This is a genomic window from Ktedonosporobacter rubrisoli (assembly GCF_004208415.1).
Taxonomy (GTDB): domain Bacteria; phylum Chloroflexota; class Ktedonobacteria; order Ktedonobacterales; family Ktedonobacteraceae; genus Ktedonosporobacter; species Ktedonosporobacter rubrisoli.
Map to the genome: position 1 here is coordinate 8,072,566 of NZ_CP035758.1, position 23,697 is coordinate 8,096,262.

At 53.4% G+C, this 23,697-nt stretch carries 16 protein-coding genes and 1 other annotated feature (1 of these 17 only partly in view); of the genes, 8 read left to right on the top strand and 8 right to left on the bottom strand.

Features of this window, described 5'->3' with window-relative positions; genetic code table 11:
* Positions 1–164: a binding site (T-box leader), on the top strand (it extends 62 nt beyond the left edge of the window).
* Positions 165–354: 190 nt separating this feature from the next.
* Positions 355–3,060: a valine--tRNA ligase gene (locus EPA93_RS34990; RefSeq protein ID WP_129891959.1), complete on the top strand. Its 2,706-nt coding sequence runs from the start codon at positions 355–357 to the stop codon at positions 3,058–3,060.
* 61 nt (positions 3,061–3,121) lie between these two features.
* Here EPA93_RS34990 and EPA93_RS34995 read toward each other — a convergent pair whose 3' ends face one another.
* From EPA93_RS34995 to EPA93_RS35015, 5 genes are all read right to left on the bottom strand, one after another.
* Positions 3,122–4,363 (bottom strand): WD40/YVTN/BNR-like repeat-containing protein, encoded by a 1,242-nt coding sequence (locus EPA93_RS34995; RefSeq protein ID WP_129891960.1) that lies wholly within the window; start codon positions 4,361–4,363, stop codon positions 3,122–3,124.
* Positions 4,364–4,772: 409 nt separating this feature from the next.
* Entirely contained in the window at positions 4,773–7,040 is a 2,268-nt protein-coding gene (locus tag EPA93_RS35000) for an MMPL family transporter (protein ID WP_129891961.1), read from the bottom strand.
* Positions 7,041–7,218: 178 nt separating this feature from the next.
* A complete protein-coding gene (locus tag EPA93_RS35005) occupies positions 7,219–7,524 on the bottom strand; it encodes an ArsR/SmtB family transcription factor (RefSeq protein WP_129891962.1) in 306 nt (101 codons plus the stop codon).
* Positions 7,525–8,034: 510 nt separating this feature from the next.
* Positions 8,035–10,017 carry an ABC transporter ATP-binding protein gene (locus EPA93_RS50550; protein ID WP_129891963.1) on the bottom strand — a complete coding sequence of 661 codons (1,983 nt, stop codon included), beginning with the start codon at positions 10,015–10,017 and terminating at the stop codon, positions 8,035–8,037.
* A 612-nt stretch (positions 10,018–10,629) separates the two neighbouring features.
* Complete coding sequence (locus EPA93_RS35015; RefSeq protein ID WP_129891964.1) at positions 10,630–11,823, bottom strand: M20 family metallopeptidase; 1,194 nt, start codon at positions 11,821–11,823, stop codon at positions 10,630–10,632.
* 442 nt (positions 11,824–12,265) lie between these two features.
* Between EPA93_RS35015 and EPA93_RS35020 the strand changes: the two genes are divergently transcribed.
* Positions 12,266–13,327, top strand: coding sequence for an ABC transporter ATP-binding protein (locus tag EPA93_RS35020; protein ID WP_165423607.1), 1,062 nt, complete (start codon positions 12,266–12,268; stop codon positions 13,325–13,327).
* A complete protein-coding gene (locus tag EPA93_RS35025) occupies positions 13,324–14,292 on the top strand; it encodes an ABC transporter permease (RefSeq protein WP_129891966.1) in 969 nt (322 codons plus the stop codon). Before EPA93_RS35020 ends, EPA93_RS35025 begins: the two co-directional genes overlap by 4 nt.
* Positions 14,293–14,356: 64 nt before the next feature.
* Here the strand turns inward: EPA93_RS35025 and EPA93_RS35030 are convergent, their stop codons facing one another.
* Both EPA93_RS35030 and EPA93_RS35035 read right to left on the bottom strand, forming a co-directional pair.
* Complete coding sequence (locus EPA93_RS35030) at positions 14,357–14,581, bottom strand: hypothetical protein (protein WP_129891967.1); 225 nt, start codon at positions 14,579–14,581, stop codon at positions 14,357–14,359.
* Positions 14,582–14,633: 52 nt separating this feature from the next.
* Positions 14,634–14,864 carry a hypothetical protein gene (locus EPA93_RS35035; RefSeq protein WP_129891968.1) on the bottom strand — a complete coding sequence of 77 codons (231 nt, stop codon included), beginning with the start codon at positions 14,862–14,864 and terminating at the stop codon, positions 14,634–14,636.
* A 139-nt stretch (positions 14,865–15,003) separates the two neighbouring features.
* Between EPA93_RS35035 and EPA93_RS35040 the strand changes: the two genes are divergently transcribed.
* The 3 genes from EPA93_RS35040 to EPA93_RS35050 all read left to right on the top strand — a co-directional run bounded on the left by EPA93_RS35040 (position 15,004) and on the right by EPA93_RS35050 (position 17,344).
* Positions 15,004–15,225, top strand: a complete 222-nt coding sequence (locus EPA93_RS35040; RefSeq protein WP_129891969.1) for a helix-turn-helix domain-containing protein — start codon at positions 15,004–15,006, stop codon at positions 15,223–15,225.
* A gap of 709 nt (positions 15,226–15,934) precedes the next feature.
* The gene (locus EPA93_RS35045) at positions 15,935–16,378 is read left to right on the top strand and encodes a hypothetical protein (RefSeq protein ID WP_129891970.1); all 444 of its coding nucleotides are present in this window, start codon (positions 15,935–15,937) and stop codon (positions 16,376–16,378) included.
* A gap of 54 nt (positions 16,379–16,432) precedes the next feature.
* On the top strand, positions 16,433–17,344 hold the full coding sequence (locus EPA93_RS35050; RefSeq protein ID WP_129891971.1) for a 4-hydroxy-3-methylbut-2-enyl diphosphate reductase: 912 nt from the start codon (positions 16,433–16,435) through the stop codon (positions 17,342–17,344).
* 31 nt (positions 17,345–17,375) lie between these two features.
* Here the strand turns inward: EPA93_RS35050 and EPA93_RS35055 are convergent, their stop codons facing one another.
* Positions 17,376–18,215, bottom strand: coding sequence for a bifunctional 5,10-methylenetetrahydrofolate dehydrogenase/5,10-methenyltetrahydrofolate cyclohydrolase (locus EPA93_RS35055; RefSeq protein WP_129891972.1), 840 nt, complete (start codon positions 18,213–18,215; stop codon positions 17,376–17,378).
* A gap of 206 nt (positions 18,216–18,421) precedes the next feature.
* On the opposite strand from EPA93_RS35055, the gene EPA93_RS35060 reads away from it, so the two are divergent.
* Both EPA93_RS35060 and EPA93_RS35065 read left to right on the top strand, forming a co-directional pair.
* Positions 18,422–18,916 (top strand): YajQ family cyclic di-GMP-binding protein, encoded by a 495-nt coding sequence (locus EPA93_RS35060; RefSeq protein ID WP_129891973.1) that lies wholly within the window; start codon positions 18,422–18,424, stop codon positions 18,914–18,916.
* A gap of 230 nt (positions 18,917–19,146) precedes the next feature.
* Positions 19,147–23,493, top strand: coding sequence for a tetratricopeptide repeat protein (locus tag EPA93_RS35065; RefSeq protein ID WP_129891974.1), 4,347 nt, complete (start codon positions 19,147–19,149; stop codon positions 23,491–23,493).
* Positions 23,494–23,697 lie beyond the last annotated feature (204 nt).

Below are 23,697 nucleotides of genomic sequence, written 5' to 3' on the forward strand. Positions count from 1 at the left end.
AAAATCTTTCTCGGAAGGGCTGCATCGAAGGTCGCCTGGGAGCCTGGAAATGAAGCATAGCAGTAGTTTCCACGGGAGTGCCCGTTAACGCATCCACAAGGAGCAGCCTGCAGGCCGCTCAAAACAAGGTGGTACCACGAGCTATGTCCTTTCTCGTCCTTGACGGGAAGGGCTTTTTTATATATGTCTGCATAAAAAGTTTGCACAACAGGGATACACAAATAAGCATTGGAGAGCCTGGGATTAGGAGCCTGTCAAGGCTCACGTGAAGAGTCCACGCGCCGGGCAGGCGCCGGGCTTACACGCGAAGCTTGAGAGAGCACTTGAGGAAATATGATTGAGCAGAGGAAAGATATGGAAAAAGCGCAGGCAGTGCCAACAGCATCTTTGCCAAAAACCTATGAGCCGCAGGCCGTGGAGGGAAAATGGTATCGCTTCTGGGAAGAGGGAGGATACTTTAAGCCGCGACCCAATCCTTCGCGCAAGCCGTTTGTAATCAGTATGCCCCCGCCCAACGTCACCGGCGCGCTGCATCTGGGTCACGCGATTACCGCAACGGTTGAAGATATCTTGATTCGTTATCATCGCATGCTTGGCGACGAGACGCTGTGGGTGCCCGGCGAAGACCACGCGGGCATCGCTACGCAGACAGTTGTGGAGCGCTTGCTGGCGAAAGAGGGTACGGATCGGCACAAGCTGGGGCGCGAGGCCTTTGTTGAGCGCGTCTGGCAGTGGGTGCATCAATATAAACACCGCATCCAGGACCAGCACCGCCGCCTTGGCGCTTCCTGCGATTGGTCGCATGAGCGCTTTACGCTAGATGAGGGCCTTTCTAAGGCCGTGCGCGAGGTCTTTGTGCGCCTCTATGAAGAGGGCTTGATTTATCGCGGCGAGCGCATCATCAACTGGTGCCCGCGCTGTATGAGCGCGATCTCCGATCTTGAGGTGAACCACGTCGACACGCCGGGCAAGCTTACCTATGTGCGCTACCCGCTCAAGCCAGTTGAGGGCCACGAAGGAACTGAATATATTAGCGTGGCCACGACGCGTCCCGAGACTATCCTTGGCGATACTGCCATCGCGGTTAATCCCAAAGATCCGCGCTATAAAGATATGATTGGACGCCTGGCGATCCTGCCAGTGATTGGGCGCGAGATCCCAATAGTTGGCGATGAGGCCGTTGATCGTGCCTTTGGTACTGGCGCGGTGAAAGTCACGCCGGCCCACGATCCGGTTGACTTTGAGATCGGCCAGCGCCATCAGCTTCCCGCCATTCAGGTGATCGGCTTTGATGCAAAGATGACGCCTGAAGCTGGTCCCTATGCCGGCCAGGATCGCTACGAGGCGCGCAAGAATCTTGTGGCGGAGCTGGAGCGCCAGGGGCTGATTGTTAAGATTGAGGACTATACGGTGCCGCTGGGCCATTGCCAGCGCTGCGATACTGTCGTCGAGCCGCTTATCTCCAAACAGTGGTTTGTGAAGATGGCTCCGCTGGCGACGCCGGCGCTGGGCGCCGTCAAGTATGGCCAGATCAGGATTGTGCCTGAGCGCTTCAATAAGACCTATACTGACTGGCTGGAGAATATCCACGACTGGACGATCTCGCGCCAGCTCTGGTGGGGCCATCGTATCCCGGTCTGGTACTGCGATAGCTGCGGCGAGATGACTGTGAGCCGCGAGGACCCGAGCGCCTGTGCCCATTGTGGGAGCGAGGCCATTCATCAGGATGAGGATGTGCTGGATACCTGGTTTAGCTCGTGGCTGTGGCCTTTCAGCACGCTGGGCTGGCCCGAGCGAACCGATGATCTGCTGCGCTACTATCCAACTTCGGTGATGGAGACCGGCTATGATATCATCTTCTTCTGGGTGGCGCGGATGGTCATGTCAGGCATTCACTTTATGGGCACAATTCCGTTTGATACGATCTATCTGCATGGCCTGGTGCGCGACGCTAAGGGCGAGAAGATGAGTAAGTCCAAGAATAATGTCATCGATCCGCTGGATGTGATGGACAAGTTCGGGACCGATGCTCTGCGCTTCACGCTGGCTACCAGCAGTACGCCAGGCAACGATATGAAGCTGATCGAGGATCGCATCATTGGCAACCGTAACTTTGCCAACAAGATTTGGAATGCTTCGCGCTTTGTGCTCATGAGCACAGCTGGCGTTGGGGAAGGTATACCGGCGATCGATGCGGTGCAGCCACAAACGCTGGCCGATCGCTGGATTTTGCATCGCCTGGCCAGGCTTGTGCAGTCGGTGACGCGTCTTATCGATGATTTCCAGCTTGGCGAGGCCGGGCGGCAGATCAACGAGTTCTTCTGGTCCGATTACTGCGACTGGTACGTGGAGATCTCGAAGGTGCAGATGCAGGGCGATGAGCACTTGCGCGAGACGACTGCCGGCATTCTGCGCTCAGTTCTGGACCAGAGCCTGCGCCTGCTGCATCCTTTCATGCCCTTCGTCACTGAGGAAGTCTGGCAGCATCTCTATCAGGCTTGCGTGCCTGAGCGCGAGGCCTGGCCTGCCTCGGCTTTGATCGTGGCTGCCTGGCCCTATGCCGATGCCCTGGCCCTCGACGAGAATGCGGAGCAACAATTCGCGCTCGTGCAAGAGGTGGTCACGCGCATTCGCGATGCTCGTAATCAGATGAATGTTGAGCCTGCCCGACGCATCCCAGCGATTATGGCCGTGGGGGCTGCGCTTGCTATGTTCGAGGAGCAGACGCCGTTGATCGAGTTCCTGGCCCGCACGGAGAAGCCGCAACTTTTCAGTGAGCTCGCGGAAAAGCCTGAGCAGGCCATGAGCTTGCTGGCCGGATCTGTGGAGATCTATCTGCCGCTGGCCGGAATGCTTGATCTGGCTAAAGAGCTGGAGCGGCTCAATAAGGAGATCGCTCAGGCCCAGCAGGAGGTTGGTCGCCTGCAAGGCAAATTGGCCAATGAGAACTTTGTCGCGAAGGCCAAGCCGGAGGTGGTTGAGCGCGAGCGCGAGAAGCTTGCCGCACAAGAGGAGCGCGTTGGGAAGTTGAAGGAGCGCCGCGCCGAGCTGGGCGGCTAAGTAGACTGCTAAGCAGGAAGGGCAGAGAGCCGCGTGCCTCTGCCCTTTTTTACTGCTCATCTCAGGGGTGAAGCGCTGGCTGCAGTTGACTCCAGCTTTGACCTCCATCCTGGGTCTGGAAAAGCATGGGTGTATCGTTGCTGCCAAAACTCATCAAGGCCCAGCCGGTGGTAGGTGAGACAAAGTTAAGCTGCTGGACGCCAGCGAGATCTTTGCCCTGCCGCAATGGATAGCGGCTCCAGCGCTGGCCGCCATCGCTTGTGCTATAGACGGCATCTTTATTGGCTATCCAGCCATGCGTAGCATCGGAAAAGTCAAGGGCTTCAGCAAAGCCCGGGACCGAGGTGCTGGGTTGCCAGCTTGCGCCGCCATCGTGAGTTGTATAGGCATTGAAAAGGGTGTCATGAGACGTGTTAAGGATAACCGGTAGAATACCATCCTTGCTACCAAAGAAGACAGGCGGCATTGTATTTACCGTCGATGACTTGTCAGCGAGAGGAATGTCCTGGTGCTTCCAGGTAGCGCCGCCATCGTGGGTGGAATAGAGCCAGGTAACATCATTGGCCGGGATGGTGCCGGTGATCCAGCCGTCACCAGACGTGGTAAAGTTAAAGCCCGATTTGTCTCCGCTAAATGGGATACTGTCAGGCTTATTTTCTGTGGTGTTGTCGGCTTTTGTGGTAACGGTCCAGGTAGCGCCGCCATTTGTCGTATGCAGCACATCGAGCGCTTCATGGTTCATACCGGCTCCTTTGCCGAGCAGCAGCCAGCCGGTCTGGGCATTCACAAATACGATTGAGCCGACGCCCAAACCTTGCTCCGGGAGCAGCGCTTTTTGCCAGGAGTGGCCACCGTCGCTGGTATGGAAGATAGCAGGAGTGGCCGGCAATTGGCTGGCGATGCGCGCAACCCAGGCGTTTGTGGGATTAAGGAAGAAGGTCCCTTCGATCAGGTCGTGGCTGCTAGACTCAGGCGTGACGTCTTGCCAGCGGGCAAGTCCTGCTCTTGTGTGCAAGACGTGGATCTTGTCGTGTGTGATGGCCCAGCCGTTTGCCTGGTCAAACATGTGCAGATTGCCCAGCACAACCGGTCCGTTCGCCGTCGTGCTCTTACCTGAAGAGGCGGCCAGGGACGCTGACTTGGGCTGGCCTGAGTTCGTCGTATTGGATTTGACCAATTGGGAAGAGCCGCTAAAGGGCTGTGAGCAGCCAGCTAAAGCCATAAGGCAGACCATAAGAAGCAGTAGGACGCCTGGCAGGACGATCCTGCGCTCTCGGCGGGCGCGCGGGTAAGTTTCTTGCATAGCTATATCCTTCCTGATAGCTCTTTTGCATGATTTGGTATTTGATGTTGGGTGAGACGCCTCTCTTGAAGTGAACTTAAATAAAATTCCGTACTGGCTGTTTTGCTACAGCGTAATTTGTTACGCGGAATAATGCGTGGAGAGGCCTGCGTCTCGCCGTTATTGAGGATATAGCGTAATTGCTTACAAGTAAATGCAATAAATATAATTATATCGCTTTAAGAGCGCTGCATAAAAATCGGCGTTCCCGTAAACCCTTCACAAAAAGGGCTCTATGGCGGAACGTCATTTTGTAGGCTGGCGGCCTTACTACTCTGTGTCTCTCGGCTCGAAGTAGGAGTTGCAAGAGCGTGAAGCCGCCAGTCTTCCTATGCTTGCGAGTAAGCAGGAATGGGCAGACAGAGACGCATCAATCTCCTTTGCTTCCCAACAGGGCGGTAACCCTCCTGCGTTCAAGCGCTGGGTCAAACTCGGCTTCGCGGAAACCAATGCGTTGATGCAGGTGTTGAAGGGCGGGAGGTGCCCACCAGTTAAACTGGCCCAGCAAGCGCATAAAGGCCGGAACCAGAAAGGCCCGAATAATGGTTGCATCAAGCAAAACTGCCAGTGTCATGCCGACGCCCAGTTGCTTGAACAGAACAATCCCCGAAGTGGCAATGGCGGCAAAAACTATAGCCAGCAAAAAGGCAGCTGCGGTCACCAGAGAGCCGCTATATTCCAGGCCTCTAGCCACGGCCAGCGTCGTATCTTTTGTGCGCTCATACTCCTCTTTAATCCGCCCCATTATGAACACCTCATAATCCATTGAGAGGCCAAAGGAGAGACAAAAGGCTAGCAGCATCGTTCTGATCTCCAACGTCCCGGCGGCCGTAAAGGAGAGCGGTGCTGAGAGGCTACCATCCTGGAATGCCCAGACAAGTATGCCAAAGGTGGCGCAGAGACTGAGAAAATTGAGCACTATGGCCTTGAGTGGAAGGACGACGCTTCCAGTCATTAAGAAGAGGACGAGTATAGTGGCCAGGACCATAAAGCCTATCACAAGCGGCACTTGCCCAAGGAGGGAATTTTGCAGATCCAGGAACGTTGCTAGATGACCTCCTATCTCCACCGAGAATGGAGCTGGAAGCGCGCGTATCTTCTGCACGATCTCAAGGGGATTGTTATCTACTTGCTCCTGGGAGGGAACCACTGAGAACCAGATGCCCTGTGGCGCCTCAAAGCTGGCTGAGCGGGCTTGTGGCCCCGCGCTAAGTTGCCCATTGGCGTACGAGCCGGTCAGGGTATCCACCTCGACGATTCCCGGGACATGCGATAGGGCGAGAGCATAGCGCTGAATGTCTTCGTGCTGGGCGGCGGATACGACTCCGGCGGCCATGACGTGAAGAGCATGCGCTTCATCGGCGACGAAGTGAGTTCGAATATTTTCTTGTACCTTGTGTGTCGATGCGCTGGCAGGCAAGATGCGATCGTCCACTAAACCGAGCCGGACATGGAGTATCGGCGAGCCAAGAAAAATGAGTAGCGCTACGCATGCCACGCTGATCGGGAAAGCACGCCGCATCACGAACAGAGCAATCCGATGCCAGAAGCTCCCTTCCGATCCGGGCGACCAGCGGCGGCCAATCGTCAAGAGGTCGATACGCGGACCCAGCACGGCCAGGGCGGCGGGCAAGATCAGCAAAACGCAGGCCATGCCAATCGCCAGTACTGCTAGGCCAGCATAGGCGAAGGAAGGCAAAAAGAAATTGGGAGAAAACAGCAGCGCGATCAGGGCTACGCCAAAGGTCAGGGCACTGAAACAGACGGTGCTTCCTGCCCGTTCAACGGCTCTCACTACTGCATTCTGCACAGTTTTGCCGGCGTGAAGCTCCTCACGGAAACGCGAAACCATGAGCAGGCTATAGTCTACACCAATGCCCAGGCTGAGGGCTGTGGTGAGATTCAAGGCAAAGTTGGAAATGGGGGTAAATGAGATGACGATTCGCAAAACCAGCAGGGTGCCGGCAATCACTATGCCGCTCATGAGTAGTGGTAAGATGGCGGCTACCGGGCTACGGAACACAAAGAGCAGAAACAGGAGTAGGATTGGTAGAGAGATGAGTTCTGCCCGTATAAGATCTTGCTGGCTCTGCCTTCCTGATTGTTGCAAAATAGCGCTGTCGCCTGTGACGCCGATCTGGATGAGGCTATCTTCGCGGGTGAAGAGAGGTAAGAGCTGTCCCGTGCGCTCCCGGGCCTGGGTCGTTGTACCACCAACGCGGGCCAGAACGAGCGCCTGTGTATTATCGCGACTGCGTAGCGTCGGGGCAAACGAACGCGTCCAGTAGGATTCCGTTTGGAGCACGCCAGCCTGAGCCGCGAGCTCTTTCGTTAAGGCCATGCCTTCTTGCACGACGGCTGGATCATCGACGGTACCTTGTTTTGCCGTGACCAGAAGGATCAGATTATTGTCGCCTGTGTGGAATTGTTTGGCAAGAAAAGTATCTGCGCTAAAGGACTGCGAGCCAGGTACGTCAAAGCCGCCACTGTCGAAACGGCTGATAACGCCCCCGCCCGCTATTGCTGCAATCACGAGGAAGACCAGGCCGCCAATAAGTATGGCCCAACGATACCGAACGCTGAACCGCCCGATGCGTTGGAGTAAAGAAAGGGAGCCCATTTGTTTTCTCGCTTTCATAGAGTTTTCGTGAGTGACGTCATGAGGTCAGGACAACAGGTCAACATGGAGCATGGTAAGCCATGCTTTCTTTAAGATAAAAGCGCTATATTTGTGCTAACTTTTCAACATCCCGCGTTACATAAGGTTGATTGGTAAAAAGGTTTATACTTATTTACCTAATGGGCAAAAAAGGGGCTTATGGCGATTCCGCCTTATCTACGGCGGTGCGCTCAAGCTTATCGGCAAGGGCGCGCAGCGTTGTAACCATGCGCTGGCTATCTAACCAGTAATAGTTCTCCTGGCCCCGCTTCTCACTTAATACAATATCTGCATCCTTCAAGATCCGTAAATGATGTGAGATCGCCGGACGGCTGACGCGAAAACGGCTGGCGATCTCTCCCACGTTAAGCTCAGCCTCATCATGCAGCAGAAAAACAATCTGCATACGTATCGGGTCGCTGATAGCTTCTAAAAAGCGCGTAAACACACCTTGTTGGGACATTAAGTTTTGCCTCGATTGGTAAATAAGTTTGAACCTATTGACTGAAGTGTAGCAGAAGAAGAGAGGAGTTGTCAAGGACAGGTACAGGCGGTTTTTTAATATAGGTAGCTTGTATGCTTGGCGTTCATTCTCGCTATGTTGAGCGAAGGCTGCGAAGAGGGCTTATGACAAGACTGAGACGCGCGAGTCACAAGAGCTGTGATTCAAAGTCTCCAAAGGACTTTGCCCATACCATTAGGCGATACTCCCGGAGGAGTAGCAGGAATCGAACCTGCAAGAGTGTGTAAGCTCAAGAAGTTAGGGCGCGTCTCAGTCTTAACTTTCTGCTGATTAAGTAGATGAACTGACAATTCGCCACAGATTTGTTCTTTGTCATGTACTTATTTATAATATAAACTATTTTTTCTGTCATGTCAAGGGTTCTGAATGCAAAAGGTGCCAATCAAGCAAATTTCGTAGTGAGGAAGCACAAAAGGCCCCACGAAGGGGCCTTGTGATCTCGTCAGGGTTTCAGGCCACGCTCTCTTCCGGTACCTGCGAGAATTGTTCGTTATACAATCGCGCATACAGGCCGTCCTTAGCCAGAAGTTCCTGATGGGTGCCGCGCTCAACGATCTCGCCTTTATCAACGACTAGAATTACGTCAGCCGATAGAATCGTCGAAAGGCGGTGGGCGATGGCCAGAGTTGTGCGGTTGCGCATCAAGGGCTCTAGCGCTGCCTGAATCAAGCGCTCAGAGTGCGTGTCGAGAGCGCTTGTCGCCTCGTCGAGAATGAGAATGCGTGGATTCTTGAGAATGACGCGAGCGATAGCGATACGTTGCTTCTCACCGCCCGAGAGCTTATAGCCGCGCTCGCCAACCACGGTATCGTAGCCATCTTCCAGGCTCAGAATGCGCTCGTGGATGGCTGCCGCCTTTGTTGCCGCAATCATTTCCTCCTCGGTAGCGTCGGGACGAGCATAGAGTAGATTTTCTCTAATCGAGGCATGGAAGAGATAAGTCTCCTGCGTAACTACGCCCACCAGCTCGCCAAGCGAGGACAGCGCGATATCCTTAACGTTATGTCCATCGATCTCAACGGCTCCGCTATCCACATCGTAGAGGCGTGGCACCATATACGTAATGGTAGTTTTGCCGGCGCCGCTTGGTCCGACCAGCGCTGCGAGCTGCCCGGGCTGGATCGTAAAGGAAATGTTATTGAGCGTTGTCTGTGGCTCTTCCGGTACAGCCGGGACGGTGAGCGGCTCAGCCTTGTCGGCCAGCTCCTGCACCTGAGCGCTAAGGCGATTTACTGCTGTCGTCTCGGCCTGCTCCGTTTGTTCTTCGTCGCGTTGGTAGGTAAACGAAACATCTTTGAAAGCGATCTCACCCTTGATTTCTTCAGGTTTTGGATGCAGTGCTCCTGACTTATCCTGAATATCGATGGGCATATCTAGATATTCAAAAATGCGATCGAAGAGGGCCAGCGCTCCCTGCACCTCAACCTGGACATTGAGTAATTGTCCGATAGGGAAAAAGATGCGCGTCTGCAGCGTTGTGAAGGCCACAATCGTACCAAAGGTCATTCCCACGCCGAAGATCGGCACGCTGTGAATGATCTGCCAGCCGGCAATCAAGTATACAATTGCCGGAATGACCGAGAAAAAGGTGCCGATGAACATAAAGAACCAGCGCCCAATCATCTGCTGGCGTACTTCAAGGTCGGCCAGCCTCTGATTCTCGTCCTCGAACTGATTGCGCGCATGCTTCTGGCGCCCGAAGGTTTTCATCAGCAGAATACCGCTGACTGAGAGCGTTTCTTGCATCATCGCTGTAAGCGAGGCGATGCTTTGCTGCGTCTCTTTGCTGGTTTGCCGGCGCACATTGCCAACCTTATAGGTAAACCAGATAAAGATCGGCAACAGGCCAAGCGAGATCAGGGTCAGAAACGGACTGATGAAGATCATGGCAACGATCGTGCTCAGTGCCGTCGAAATGTTCGAGACGATGCTGGTGGCCGTGTTGGTCACGACGTTTTCCACGCCTCCCACGTCGTTGGAGAGGCGCGATTGAATCTCGCCGGTACGCGTTGCTGTGAAGAAACGCAGCGACATGCTCTGCAGATGGGTGTAGAGCTTATTGCGAAAGTCGCGCATGACGTTCTGCCCAATCTTATTGTTCAAATAAGATTGACCGACGCCGATAATTCCCGAGACAACCGGCGTTACAAACATGATGATTACATAGATGATGAGTAGGTTTTGATTGTGTTTAGCTATTGCATCATCAAAAATGCGGGCGATTAAGAGCGGGTTTATCAGGCCTAGAGTGGTGGTGAGCAGAATGGCGAGCAGGACGAGTACGATCTGCAATTTGTAGGGCGTGAATGCTGCTGCCACGCGCCTGACAGTTTGCATATCTGCCTTGCGTCCGCTATTCTTCTGTTCTTCGGCTAATGTTGCTAGCTTCCTACCTCTGCTGCCTCCCCCGCCGCGTATGCCATATGCTGCCATATAATGGGGCTCCTGTTTGCGTTATATAGCTAATCTGTTTTATGTAGATAAACTCTTAGCAGTGTGCTGAGTATGCTTGAAATTGAAAAAGTATGTAGAGGCCTCCCCCTTGCCCCTTTATAAACGATATATCGTTATCTCTGTATTAGAATAACCGATATATCGATATTTGTCAAGGTCGTGCTGAGCCGCGTTCAAGTGTTCAAGGAGAACAGGCTTTGCGAAAAGCTTCTCATACTAGAGTTCCACATGTAGAGATGTCTCTTCGCATATGGAAGCTCTGAGAGATCCTACCAGAGAACTCGCCAGGGCGTATTGTTGAAAATCGACAATTCTTTGTGTGATCCAGGGCAAGAACCGCTAAAGCATATATGTTTCGCAGTATTTGACTGAAAACCTTTAAAGCTTGTTAAGAGAGGCTCTTCTCTATATATAACACGACTGTACATGCAGAACATCCCTCGTTCCGGCGGTGAGTGCGAGCGCAAGAAAACGCCTGCACGCTTTATCCGACGAAACGAGCGATGCACCTGGTCAGGCAGGTAGCATGTAGTACTGCTGTATGGATAGTATAAGCAATTTAAGGGCTGATTGCACTGGTCAGGGGTACGGTTATGCCCCTGTCAAATTTGACAGGCAAATATGTTGTAGCAGGCCGGCGAGCATGCTACCGCGTATGGGCAGTGTATCTATCTGAAGATATTCTTTCTGTAAATTGTGCAGATTGCCGCCGACTGGTCCCAGACTATCCAGCGTGGGGACTCCTGCGCCCATCAAGAGATTGGCATCGGAGACTCCCCCGCGCGGTTCGAGAACAAGCTTGAGGCCCAGCGCCTGGCCTTCGGCGACAACCATCTCTTCGAGACGTTTCAAGGCTGGTGTCGATGTATAAGGAGGGCGACCGCGCGTGCGTATAAGGGTCGTGCGCGTATCGGGAACGCTGGAGCCGGCGGCAATCTGTTCCAGGGCTTCGGCAGCTTTATCCAGGCTCTGGTTAGTATAGCCGCGCACCGAGATTTGACAGCTCGCTTTGTCGGGAATGATATTGAGCTGTTCGTTGCTCCTGATATCGGTAACGTTGAAGGTGACGTTGTGAAATAGGGAATGGAGGTTGTGGATGGCGATGATCTTATGCGCCAGCTCCAGAACTGCCGAGCGTCCCTTGGTCGGGCTGCTGCCAGAGTGGGAAGCTATGCCTGCGACCTGCATGATATATTTGTTGGTGCCTTTGCGCGAATTGATAATCTGTTCAAGCGTGCTTGCCGGCTCCAGGACCAATCCGACGCTAAATTCTTTGGCTATAGCCTTCAGAAGAGGAGCGCTGCCCGCCGAGCCCACTTCTTCATCATTATTGAATACCACGCACAGTTCGTCATATTGCTCAAAGCCTGCCTCTGCCAGCGCGCGCAGAGCATAGATGCCCATCAAGTCCCCTGATTTCATATCAATCACGCCGGGACCATAGGCAATACCATCGCGGATACAGAAAGGCCGCTTCTCCACGGAGCCTGCTTCATAGACTGTATCGACATGGCCGACCAGCATTATGCGCGCCTTACCCTTGCCTTTGCGCCGTGCCACCAGATTATTGCCAAAGGGCTCGCTTGGGTGCAATGTTACCGTAAAGCCCAACTCAGTAAGCCATTCTTGCAGGTAGGCCATAATGCGATTGATGCCCTGGGCCTGCCGCGTTCCCGAATCGATATTGACAAGGGTTTCCAGGCGTTGAAGGAGCTCATCTTGATAGGTCTGAAAGCGGGATAAATAGCTCTGTGCATACGTGTTTACTGGTGGAATCTGTGACATGCGTGATACCCTTTACTGTGTATTTTATTTTTTCAATATGCTTGATATTGTATCACAGGTGCCCGCTGGCCCTGGCGAATGCGTGTTTAAAGAGCTTCTCGGGATCTTGCCAAGGGCAAAGCTGTTTATAGCTGCGCCATGTGTGCAGCAAATCCTTTGCCTGGGTAGACTTGCGGAAGCAGAGCCGCTGACCCTGCTTTGACGAAAACCTTGCCGGATGGCTTCGGAACTGAAACCGTTATGACGAATTCTTCACTAATAATAGGAAACATTTCGACGGAAATAGTACGAAGGTCCTCCGTAGGGGGATGCTCTAGAGTTAACTTGCTTATAATAAGCTATAGTTTTATTAGCAATATTACTTATCTTCGTGTCTATTGTCGTTACTATGTGTTTTATTCCAGAGCAATTTGCTGCTCTGGAAGGAAGGAAGGCAGGCAAGATGAGGCCAGCTGATACACAGCGAGCGCAAACAACTGCTCAGCGGGCCTGGAACAATCAGCAGACAGGTCGGCCTGTACAATCGACGGAGCCCCTGACCTACCGGAATATCTGGCCGGCTGCCTGGGGGACTGGTCCATCCTCGGCTCAGATAGAGATTGTGGTACAGACGCGTGCTCTAACCAGGGTCTATGGTAAGCAAGCGGCTGTCCAGGATTTCAATCTCACGGTGGGGCGTGGTCAGGTCTTTGGCTTGCTGGGTCCTCGGGGAGCCGGGAAGACGACGCTCTTGCGTATGCTCTTGAAGCTGATCAGGCCTACATCTGGTGAAGTTCTGCTTTTTGGGCAGCCGCTGGCTACCCAGGCCGAACGCCTGCTGCCCAGGATTGGCGCGCTGATTGAACGTCCATCTTTCCAGCCCTATCTTAATGGCTATGATAATCTTTTGACGTTGGGAGCCTGTACTGGCGGTGTGACCTCACGGCGCATCGAGGAGACTCTCCAGGCTGTGGGCCTGGCTGGTCGTGGGCGCGAGCGCTATTCCACCTATACGCCGAGCATGCGTCAACGTCTGGCCATCGGGGCTGCTTTACTTACCGATCCCGAACTGATTATCCTTGATGAGCCCTGTAACGATCTTGATCCGGCCAGCATCGCGGATCTGCGGAACTTATTGCGCCGGCTTGCCTCGCTGGGCAAGACGATTATTCTGGCCAGCCGCACCTTGGATGAGCTGCGCGAGATCTGTGCGCGCATCGGGATTATCCGTTGGGGCAGGCTTATCGCCGAGGGAACGGCTGAGGAGATCTTGCACCCTACTGTGCGCTGGGCTGTGGAGATCTCTAATCCTGAGAAGGTGCGCCAGCTTTTGCAGGATATTGAGGCCATTGAGGCCATCAAGGTTGAAGCGGGACGCGTGATTATTGACTCTCCCGGCATCAGGGGGCAAAACATTATCTACTTCCTTGCCTGCCATGATCTCTGGCCTGATAGCGTCCAGAAGCTGGAAAGCGATCTGGAGCAGGCTTATATACAACTGACGCGGAGGGAAGGTCGGCGATGAACAATGCTCCCTGGTCGATCCCCCAGCACATCTTCTCAACGCCAACCGGGCGCGTCTATGCTGTGGGAACCTGGAAATTAAGGCGCAACGAGTTATTCAAATTACGCCGGAGCCGCCTCTTCTGGGCATTATTCGGGCTCGATCTGGGACTTGTAATCTTTGCCTGGGCGCTGCAGGCTTACAACGCCTATAAAAATCCTACTCTTTTCCAGCCCGGTCAATTGCTTGGTGGGAGCGATGCGCTTATGTATCTCGTTGGGAAGTGCCTGCTGCTGAGCCGGCGCGCTGGCGAGGTGATTGTGCTGATCTGGAGCGCGCTGGTCTTTGGGAGCGAGTTGCGTAGTGGCGCCGTTAAATTGGTGTTCAGTCGCGGCATCAGGCGCGGGCGTTACCTGCTCGCTAAATATTTGGCCCTGGTCCAGATAAGCCTGTTCCTGCTTTTGGCCAGCTTGCTTTTAAGCCTGCTGCTCGCCAATGGTCTGCTCCTGTTGCATCGGCCCGCGCCTAGCGTATTAAGCATGGATATCGCGGCATGGCGCGTGCTGGGGCTAATCGCTCTGGGCATGCTAGAAAACTTCTTGCTCTGCCTCTTGTTTGGCGCAGCTCTGAGCATCCTCTTCCGCTCGGCTCTGGTCGGCATGCTGGTCAGCTGTGGCTATCTCCTCTTCGAGGATATTATTGCTCCCTTGCTGCCCGCGATCGGTCGCAGCCTGCATTCGCGCCTGGGCAATCAGATCATGCCCTTTCTGTTGGAGCCCAATCTTAACGCTTTCTATGCGCACTGGCTGCCGCCCAATCTGCAGCGCGAGTTTGGTCGAATTGATGGCGTGCTTGCCTGCAGCATGACAAGCAAAGGGTGTGTGCCTGTGGACCTTCGCCATGCCATGCTTGTGGCTGTGGCCTGGGGCTTGCTGCTCTTCCTTGCCTCGATCATCCTCTTTGTTAAACGCGACGTCAAGCAATAAGCGGTTTTCGAAAATCTTGCCCATAGGGCTTTGGCAAGCAGCCGTCAAAGCCCCTATGCCAACTTTAAAAGAAACTTGTTCCAACTGGCCAGGAAGCCGTTACCATCACACCATCTGCAAAACGGCATACCCTTCTTGCCCCACTCTTACCAGCCCGCACAAACGCCCACCAGGAATCCTTACGGTTATACCCATCATAAAACAGCTTGCCATCCGCAAACACCTCATAATGAGGCGATAGTGGCTTATGCTCTTCCACTTGCTCATGAGATTGAAATGATTGATCCATATTCCGGCCTCCCAAAGATCTCCACGTCTTTTAGCACGCCACATGCTTCAAACTACGTCGCCAGATACTCTATCTGCTCTGCTGCCACCGAAACCATAGTCCCGTTTACAAAGTGACAGATACGTCGAGCTCCCTCTTGAGAAGCTCGAAAAAATATAACCCTTACCTCCTTTACATCAAATCCTTCATAGACAATCTTGTCATCTACCACGACCTTATGTACAATTGCTGCTTCTCCCCAACGATGTACTTTCCTATAACCACTTATATCTTCACCCTGCATGCTACTTTCCTTTTTGTCGATTGGATTTAAAGGTATACATTCAATGCCATGACAAGTAAACCATACGCTACGTGACCAGTTTTGTCAACAGACAGCCCCTGTTACAATCGAGTACATCACAAGGGAAATAAAGGCAGATATGATTAGATTAAAGATCAAGGAAGTTGCAGAACAGCAAGGCTTGAGCATGGCGAAACTTGCCAGACGTGCCGACATGGACTTTAAAACCGTTCAGCGTATCTTCCACGATCCTTACCGCGATATTTCCCTGAGCACGCTTGATAAGCTGGCTGAAGCCCTCAAAATTCCTGCCTCTGAACTGATCGAGACTGTAAGCGATCCTGCAGAAAATCTAGAGTAAATCGCCTTCACTTAGAAGAACATTTTTCCATACTATTACCCGACATACACTCCTGAAAATTTTTTCTCTTTTTAACGCAAAACACGGTTTTCGAGAGCACGGCCCATCTGCTATACTTTAGATGAGGAAAGAAGGGTGATCTGTTCGAAGATACTGAAATCGCAGGTACAAGTCTTATAGTGCTTACGCACCATAGCAAAGGGGACGATCTGTAGAAGATACTGAAATCCGCGAGCCTGTATGTCTCCGCCTGGCAAACCGTCATTGCTAGGGGCACAATCCGTAGAGGATACTAAAGCCTGTCGGTAGCGCGGCAGCAAGAGCGACTTGAGGCATCCCTTTACCAGGCCGCGCGTAAGGGTTTGTGCTTAAGGTCTTTATAGGATCGAGTATACTTAGCAGTAAGGAAGCTTGTTTAGGGGCTGACCGCGCGTGTCAGCTAGCCTGACCGGGAGCGAAGCCCTCTTATAGAAGAGCCTTGCAGCGCTGCGAATAGCGCTCCTGTCGATAGGAATTCTTGCATAGCTCGCCGTAGCAAAAATACAGCATTTACCCTATAGCGCCAGGAAGACCTAATTTGTTATAGTAATCTACAAGTATTGAGCAAAGGCGCTTGATTATGGCTTGTAAATAGTATCTGAATATGCATGCAAAAAGTACCACTTTGCCTTGTTGGCTCGGTGATGAGAATAATAGAGGAGAGTATTCAATGCAAGACATTGCAGCAAAGGTAGTGTCTATTGCGGATGCGTGCCTTGGCGGTCTGCAAGGTCGTTCAGCTCTATTGATTGGACCAGAAGAGCAACGTTACCCTTTCTTGAAGTTACTGCAGCAAGCCAGAATGAAGTATGTTTATCAGGAAGAAACCACCGCGCGGGTTACCAATATTATTCCTCAAGTACAACTACTGATCAGCATCCCTACTTCTGCCCTCTCTGGCGCTACTTCGGATCTTCCCTTGAAGAAACACTCAAGCTTGCTCAGTGCGGCCTGTATTGCCCAGGCCTGCGATGGGCGCAGGACGCCGTTGCTCATCTTTGATCTTGGGCCGACGACTTCAGTCGAAGAACTAGCAGGCTTATTGCCCGCCGTCTGTCTCTATACTCCCGATGATCTGCGTCATATCCTGGAGCGGGCTGAGGCCAGAGCATAGTGATAAAATATAGTATACTCAAAGTAGGCAGTTACTTATATTGTTGAGGGCAGAATGGAAGTTATTAGAATATCTCCTCGTGGCTATTGCTACGGTGTTGTAGATGCATTAAAGATTGCCCGTCAGGCGGCTAAAGATCCCACGCTACCTCGCCCAATCTATATCATTGGCCAGATTATTCATAATCGACATGCCATTAACGAGCTTAGCGAGATGGGGATCGTCACTCTGGATGGACCGGACCGCGCAACGATTCTTGAGCAAGTCACGGCGGGCACCGTCATCTTTACCGCACATGGCGTCTCTCCTCAAGTTAAGCAGCGCGCCAGCGAGCGCGGCCTACACTGTATCGATGCAACCTGTCCCGATGTTACCGTCACGCATGATCTCGTGCGCGACCTGGTAGCGAAGGGCTATTATATTCTCTATATTGGCAAGAAAGGTCATCCCGAGCCAGAAGGGGTCATGGGCGAAATCCCTGGACATGTGAGCCTGGTCGAGACCGAGGCCGATGTTGACAGCCTGCAACTGACTCCCGCGCAGGAAGCAAAGCTGGCAGTTTCCACGCAGACCACGCTTTCCAAATGGGATACGCAGCGCGTCATTCGCTATATCAAGGATTGCTATCCCCAGGCCGAAGTGCATATCGATATTTGTGCGGCGACCCAGAGCCGACAGGAGGCCGTAGCCGAGCAGGCGAAAGGCGCCGATCTGACTATTGTCGTCGGCGATCCGCGCAGCAATAATACTAATCGGCTGGTCCAGGTTTCTCAGGAGCTGGCAGGCGTTCCAGCCGTGCGCATTGAAGATCTCTCGCAGCTCAAGCCAGAATGGCTCAAGGGCAAGTGGCGCGTGGCCGTAACTGCTGGCGCCTCGACACCTAGCCAGCTCACGCGCGCGGTGATTCGCTACCTTGAGCAATATGAGCCCGAGCCCACCGCAGAAGCTGCGGCCCCGAGCCAGTAGCGCTCCCTATACAAGCTCAGAGCAGCTGAGATTATTGTGGTCCCAGGAGGGTATGACGAATCAGCGTCAAATGGGTAAGTGGTCCCAGACCGCCCGGCACAGGCGTAATGAAAGAAGCCACCTGTTTGACGCCAGCAAAATCAACGTCGCCAACCACCTGGCCATTAACTGTATTGATGCCAGCGTCAAGGACCACAGCGCCGGGCTTAACCATATCGGCAGTAATCAGCCCTGGTCGCCCTACGCTCACTACCAGGATGTCGGCCTCGCGCGTTAGCTCAGGCAGATTCTGCGTATAGGTATGACAGACCGTCACCGTCGCATCCAGGCGCATCAGGACTAGCGCAGTTGGCTTGCCACCGATATTGCTGCGTCCTACAATTACCGCGTGGCGGCCCGCCACAGGTAGTGCGGTATCCTGCAGCACCGTCAGAATGGTATCGGCAGTCGAGGGAATAAAATTAGGGAAGCCAAGAAGTAGATTCCCGGCATTGCGCGGCCCCAGACCATCGACGTCTTTCTCGGGCCGCAGGACTTCTGTCACCGCCCTCTGACGAATGTGCGCGGGCAGAGGGAGCAGGAGCACGACACCATCGTTGCCGGGATCATTGTTCAATATTTCCAGCTCTTTACGTAGCTCTTGCTCTTCGGTCTCAAAGGGAAACGAGAATGTGGCACAGCCCAGCCCAATATTGCGACAGGATCGTACCAGTTGTCGGCTATAAAGCTCAGCCGCCGCATCGTGTCCGACAATCACCTGGGCCAGGCGCGCCTGTCGCTGATGTTGCTGGCGAAATTTGACGGCTTCAGCGCGTAGCTCCTCGCTTAAACGCTTGAGGAGCGGTTTATTATCATAGATAATAGCAGGCATAAGCGTTTCCTTTTTTCAGCCTTTTTTGCTCTCTATCCATCATACCATGTCCCACTTGGGGGATAGAAGTAGCAAAGGGCGAATAAATACGATACAATGCCATCAAGGCAATAATGGGAAGTTGTTGGGTAAAATTGGCAGGGACACGTACCAGGGGGTTCGCTTAGCCATTTTGTACCACTGTACATCTCAAAGAGGGGGTTTATATGGCAGGAGATTGTTCATTTGATATAGTATCGCAGTTCGATGAGCAAGAATTAGTTAATGCTCTCGATCAGGCACGCCGCGAAGTACAGACTCGCTTTGACTTGAAGGATACGAAAACTGAGATTAGCAGGAATAAAGATAATATAACCATCGTCAGCGATAGTACCTTAAGCCTGAAAAGTGTACGCGATATTATCGAATCCAAAGCCGTTCGTCGTAATTTATCGTTGAAGATTTTTAAGCCAGGCAAAGAAGAAGATGCCGCCGGCGGAAAAGTGCGTCAGGTAATTACTTTACAGCAGGGCATCTCCCAGGAACTGGCCAAGGAGATGACCAAATATATCCGCGAGAAGTATCCAAAGGTACGACCGCAGATCCAGGGAGACCTGGTACGCGTTACGGCTAAGAGCCGCGATGAACTTCAGGCCGTCATTACCTTGCTCAAGCAAAAAGATTATCCGATCGCACTTCAATATATCAACTATCGTGGATAATTAGCACAATAAGAGCCTGTTAGGAGCGTACATAAGCATGGGCAAAGGGTATTTCCTTGCAGAAGACGAAGCTGTGGAGGTACTTTAGTACCAGAATTATACCCTTGTAAAAAATTTGTAGTACCCTAGTTCTGACTAGGCCAAGCCTTCTAGCGCTATTCCAGCAAGAAGCATGGATATGTGCTTGTGTACAGCTTAACAGTGCTCTTGATTGAGAAAGTGAACCTTTAATGCCTGGGAACAGACAAGTCTTTACTGCAGCAATCAATGCGGCCGATCACTATCGATGGGATAGTCAATGGGCGCAAGCACTGCAGGAATATCAGCGAGCGTTGGCTGAGTTCCCAGATGATGCGACAGCACGCAGCGGTCTAGGTTTCTGCTACATGCAGACCAAGCAGTGGCAGTTAGCGCTCAATGAATATGAAAATATTCTGCAGCGTGATCCAGGCAATGTTATCGCCCTGAGCAAGATGGCGGAGCTGTATGGCATTCTCAATAGGCGCGCAGATGCATATATTGCCTATATGCACCTGGCCGAACTATATGCTCAGGCCAGTCAGGGAGCCCGTGCAGAGGCAACCTGGCAAAAGGCAGTTCAGTTATCTCCTGATAGCCCTGAGCCCCACGAGCGGCTCGCCAACTATTACTTTGAAAAAAAAGACATCGCCTTAATGTTTCAACATCGTTTGCAGGCAGCTCAGGGGTATCTCGCACGCAATGAACTTGAAGCGGCACGTGTGCAATGTGAAGAAGTCTTACGTGCAGATGGCAATAATATTCAGGCACAACAATTGCTTTCGCGCATCCTGGAGGGGCAAAGCGCTTCGGCGAAGCCAATGCCTTCCGGGGCGCAAGCGACATCATCTCAAGGGTCAGCAGATGGTACGGTACCATCTACAGGCTTGTCTTCTGACCCTTTATCTTTCACCGGGAATTCTCTAGCTGAGACAGTTACATTGGGTAATACAAGCGGAGGTAATACTAGCATCATGGGTAACATGGGTAGCGCGGGCAACTTCGGCGGGGTGGGTAATCCAGGATCAACCCCGACTATGGCAGGGCCTGGCGGCGGGATGAACTCTGCCCCTCGCAAGCGGATTACTGCCAGCCAGGTCACAGGGGTGCTAAAGCAGGCGCAGACGTTTCAGGCCCAGGGTCGTTTCAATGATGCTATCGACCTCTGTGAGCAGATTCTGGAAAGCGGTTTTGACCGGCCTGATGCCCGCTACTTTTTAGGCTGGCTCTATCAAGAACAGCAGCGGTGGGATGAAGCAATCCACCATTTTCAGATGCTGCTCAACGATCCCGACTATGCACTTTCCTGCTACTATTCGTTAGGGCAGTGCTATCGGGCTCGGGGAGATCTGCGCACTGCGACCGTACATTTTGACGAGGCCGTTGATCGTGTTAATCTTGATGCGCTCACTGCTGAGGAATCTGATCAGTTGGTGCAGCTCTGTCAAGAAGCTGCTGAGGCGCATCGTCTATTGGGAGAGCAAGAACAGGCTCTCACCGTCTATAATGCTTTGTTGGGCTTCCTGCGCAGTCGGGGATGGAATGAAAAGGTTGCACAGGTCGAGTTTATGTTGCAACAGGCTCAGCATGCTCCTTCGCCTGCTCGCCCGATCACTCCTCCTGCGGCGGCTGCTCCTCACCATGAACAGCCGGGCGTTCAGCAAATGCCTCCACAGACCTCTCTTGCCGATGCCGCTACTATGGCTTTTGACGCTGCAACTATTAACAATATGATGCAGCAGCAGGCGGCGCCGGCGCCAGCTCAACAATCAGCAGCGACCTCAGGGGAACTGCCGGATTGGCTGACGGGTATTCTGAATGAGGCTGACAAGACGCAAATCGCTAATAAGCCGCCTGCCGCCTCTACAAATGGGGCTTCAGGGAAGTCGCCAGCTGTTGAGCAGCCAATGACGCCGCCTGTGAATCAGGCTCCAGCGGCTCCGCCAGCTGCGCCGCCACCACCTGTGGCGAATCCTCTGGCAAATCCGCCAGCTGCCGCGCCAAAACAAGAGCAGCCAGCCGCTCCATCGTGGCTGACAGGTGATCCCGCCGCAGCTGAGGCCACTGTTGTGATAACACCAGAGCAACTGGCGGCGGCAACGCAGCAATACGCAAATCCATCTCAACCGCTGCAAGGACAGCCCTCGGCACCGCATCCTGTGCCGGGCCAGGCCGCAGGCTCACAATCGATGATCGGACAAGCGCCGGTCGCGCCGCAGCCTTCGCAATCGATGATCGGACAGTCTCCTGTGGCTCCGACATCGCAGCCGCTACAGGGAGCGCAGCCTGCATCACAACCACTGCAGGCGCCACAGTCGCAGCCATTGCCAGGGCAGCAGCCAGCATCGCAGCCATTGCAGGCGCAGCCCTCAGCACCATACCCTGTGCCGGGCCAGGTTGCGCCGCAGCCCTCGCAATCGATGATCGGGCAAGCGCCTGTCGCGCCACAACCAACATCACAACCATTGCAGGCGCCACCGCCGCCAGTGGCTCAGCCACCGATCGCGCCACCGCCTGTACAGATGTCGCCAGTGGCTCAGCCTTCGGCGCCTCTCTCGCAGCCAGCTTTACCGGTCGCGCCACCCCCTGCTCCATCCCTGGATCAGCTCTACGCGGGACAATCTGGAATATCGTCAACTCAACCCAGGCCGGCCCAGAGCGCAAGAACCGGTGCCGAAGATCTGCTTCAGCAGATGGCTGGGAGTCGGGATGAGCTTCAGCAGGTTGCCGATGCAGTGCTGGAAAGTACAGCCGTGTTGCCGGAAAATATCCGCATGCAGGTTGTACGCTCCATGCAGGACATTCAGAATTACATTAATCATGGCCTGCTGACTTCAGCGACCGAGGAGTGCCTGCGCATTATCGATATGGCCCCTCAGTATCTTGATGTGCACCAGGTCTTGTGTGAAATCTATGTGCGCCAGGGCAAGATTGAGCAGGCGATTACCAAGTATGCTATCCTTGTCGATACCTATGTCGTCAATGGTCGCGTAGAGGATGCTATCGCCACCTATCGGCGCATCTTACAGCTGGAACCAAATAACCTTACCTATCGCATGCGCCTGATCAACTTGCTCTCGACGCAGGGAAATAAAGAGGATCTCTTGCGCGAGCGCACCCTGGCCGCTGAGTCATATCTGCGCCTGGGCTATATGGATCGGGCCCTTACTGAGCTTGAGCAGGCCTTACAGGAGAGCCCGACGAGCGTGTCAACCCGGCTCAACTATGCTCTCGCTCTACAAAAGCTGGGGCGGATTCAGCAGGCAGTTGCTGAGTATCAGCGCGTGTTACAGATAGATCCGCGCAATATCACGGCCCTTGTGCGCTGGCATATCGCTATGATTACAAGTGTGGGCACCCCACGCCCGACAACGCTGGAAGTGCTTACGCGTATTCGCTGGCAGCTGCGCGGCGAGGGTCAGAAGCATGCTGAGGCTGTGCTTCGAGAGTACAGTCAATCGGCCGAGATCTATCCTAATAATGCCGATGTGCATTTCTCGCTCGGTCAGATCTATCAGCAGTCGGGTCACTTTGATAAAGCTGTCGATGAGTATATTCTAGCCATGCAGGATCATGGTATTGAGAGCCTGGCACGTATCAGCGCAGCTTATTGTTTGCTCCAGCAAGGCAAGCCTGAAAACGCTATTCAACAGTATGAGCAGGCTCTGCATACTATCCGCCGCGCCGCTGTGCCCGTCGATCCCTCAACCTGGGCCGCTCGCCCGCGTGAAGAGGGAGAAGAGCATAAAGCGCCGGAGATCGAGATTTCTCTTCTGCTCGCTAAGGCCTATGGACGGGTTGGTAAGCAGGAGCAAATGCAGGCAATTTTGCGCCAGGTAAAACAGACGAGGACCGACCAGAATGAGGTAGCTTCAACGCTTGCCGAGATATCTTCTCGTCAGACAGATATCGAAGGCGTCTTGCGCGAATACCTTGAATTGGTCAATCACTACCGCAATAGCCGCCAGACCGATAGCGCTATTAGCGTGTTGAAGGAGATGGTGCGGGTAATGCCCCAGGACCCGCGCGCTCACGAGGAACTTGCCGATATCTATGAGAAGCGCGGTTTGCTGGATGAGAGCGTCGCTGAGTTGCGCCTCCTCTCGGATATTTACTTGCGCCTCAATCGCCTGGAAGAGGCCGGTGATGCTTTGCAGCGCATCGGTACTATCTATGATGATATGGGCGATAGCGAGGAGGCGTTAGTGAATCTGTGCCGCGCCGTGGAGCTGAAGCCGAACTCGATGGATCTGCTGCGTGAAATTGTCGGCTTCTGCTGGCGCCTTGAACGCAATGATGAGGCGGCTCAGTACCAGGCCAGAATCGCTCGCTACTACTTTGAGACGCATCAGGTCAAGGAGTCTGTGGCTGCCCTGCAGCAGTTGATAGCCATTGACCGCGATAATTTTGAGGCTTACGATATGTTGGGTCAGACATATCAATCGGTGGGCGAATATGAGCAGGCCAGCCGCGTCTATAAAAACCTTGCCAAAGTCAATCCCGGTAGCGGGGTAGCGCGAGAACGCCTGGCTACTTTGCAGGAGTTGCGCACGCGCTAAGCTCAATGGTCGCGATTTACGCATTTTTTTATCAGCATATGCAATATAGCTGAGCACACAGTGTTGTCGCTCAGCTATATGTTTTCTCCAGATCTTATCCTTCTGTCTCCAAGATGGGAAGCTCAGCATTTCTCTGGTCGAACCCTTCTTTGCCAGCGTAGTATCTCTGCTTTGCCCTTTCATTCGAATGGATTTGCTGATTTT

Bases quoted from the DNA above. Each gene is read 5' to 3' on its own strand.
- EPA93_RS34990 (WP_129891959.1), top strand. From the start codon at position 355: ATGGAAAAAGCGCAGGCAGTGCCAACAGCATCTTTGCCAAAAACCTAT.
- EPA93_RS34995 (WP_129891960.1), bottom strand. From the start codon at position 4,363: ATGCAAGAAACTTACCCGCGCGCCCGCCGAGAGCGCAGGATCGTCCTG.
- EPA93_RS35000 (WP_129891961.1), bottom strand. From the start codon at position 7,040: ATGAAAGCGAGAAAACAAATGGGCTCCCTTTCTTTACTCCAACGCATC.
- EPA93_RS35005 (WP_129891962.1), bottom strand. From the start codon at position 7,524: ATGTCCCAACAAGGTGTGTTTACGCGCTTTTTAGAAGCTATCAGCGAC.
- EPA93_RS50550 (WP_129891963.1), bottom strand. From the start codon at position 10,017: ATGGCAGCATATGGCATACGCGGCGGGGGAGGCAGCAGAGGTAGGAAG.
- EPA93_RS35015 (WP_129891964.1), bottom strand. From the start codon at position 11,823: ATGTCACAGATTCCACCAGTAAACACGTATGCACAGAGCTATTTATCC.
- EPA93_RS35020 (WP_165423607.1), top strand. From the start codon at position 12,266: ATGAGGCCAGCTGATACACAGCGAGCGCAAACAACTGCTCAGCGGGCC.
- EPA93_RS35025 (WP_129891966.1), top strand. From the start codon at position 13,324: ATGAACAATGCTCCCTGGTCGATCCCCCAGCACATCTTCTCAACGCCA.
- EPA93_RS35030 (WP_129891967.1), bottom strand. From the start codon at position 14,581: ATGGATCAATCATTTCAATCTCATGAGCAAGTGGAAGAGCATAAGCCA.
- EPA93_RS35035 (WP_129891968.1), bottom strand. From the start codon at position 14,864: ATGCAGGGTGAAGATATAAGTGGTTATAGGAAAGTACATCGTTGGGGA.
- EPA93_RS35040 (WP_129891969.1), top strand. From the start codon at position 15,004: ATGATTAGATTAAAGATCAAGGAAGTTGCAGAACAGCAAGGCTTGAGC.
- EPA93_RS35045 (WP_129891970.1), top strand. From the start codon at position 15,935: ATGCAAGACATTGCAGCAAAGGTAGTGTCTATTGCGGATGCGTGCCTT.
- EPA93_RS35050 (WP_129891971.1), top strand. From the start codon at position 16,433: ATGGAAGTTATTAGAATATCTCCTCGTGGCTATTGCTACGGTGTTGTA.
- EPA93_RS35055 (WP_129891972.1), bottom strand. From the start codon at position 18,215: ATGCCTGCTATTATCTATGATAATAAACCGCTCCTCAAGCGTTTAAGC.
- EPA93_RS35060 (WP_129891973.1), top strand. From the start codon at position 18,422: ATGGCAGGAGATTGTTCATTTGATATAGTATCGCAGTTCGATGAGCAA.
- EPA93_RS35065 (WP_129891974.1), top strand. From the start codon at position 19,147: ATGCCTGGGAACAGACAAGTCTTTACTGCAGCAATCAATGCGGCCGAT.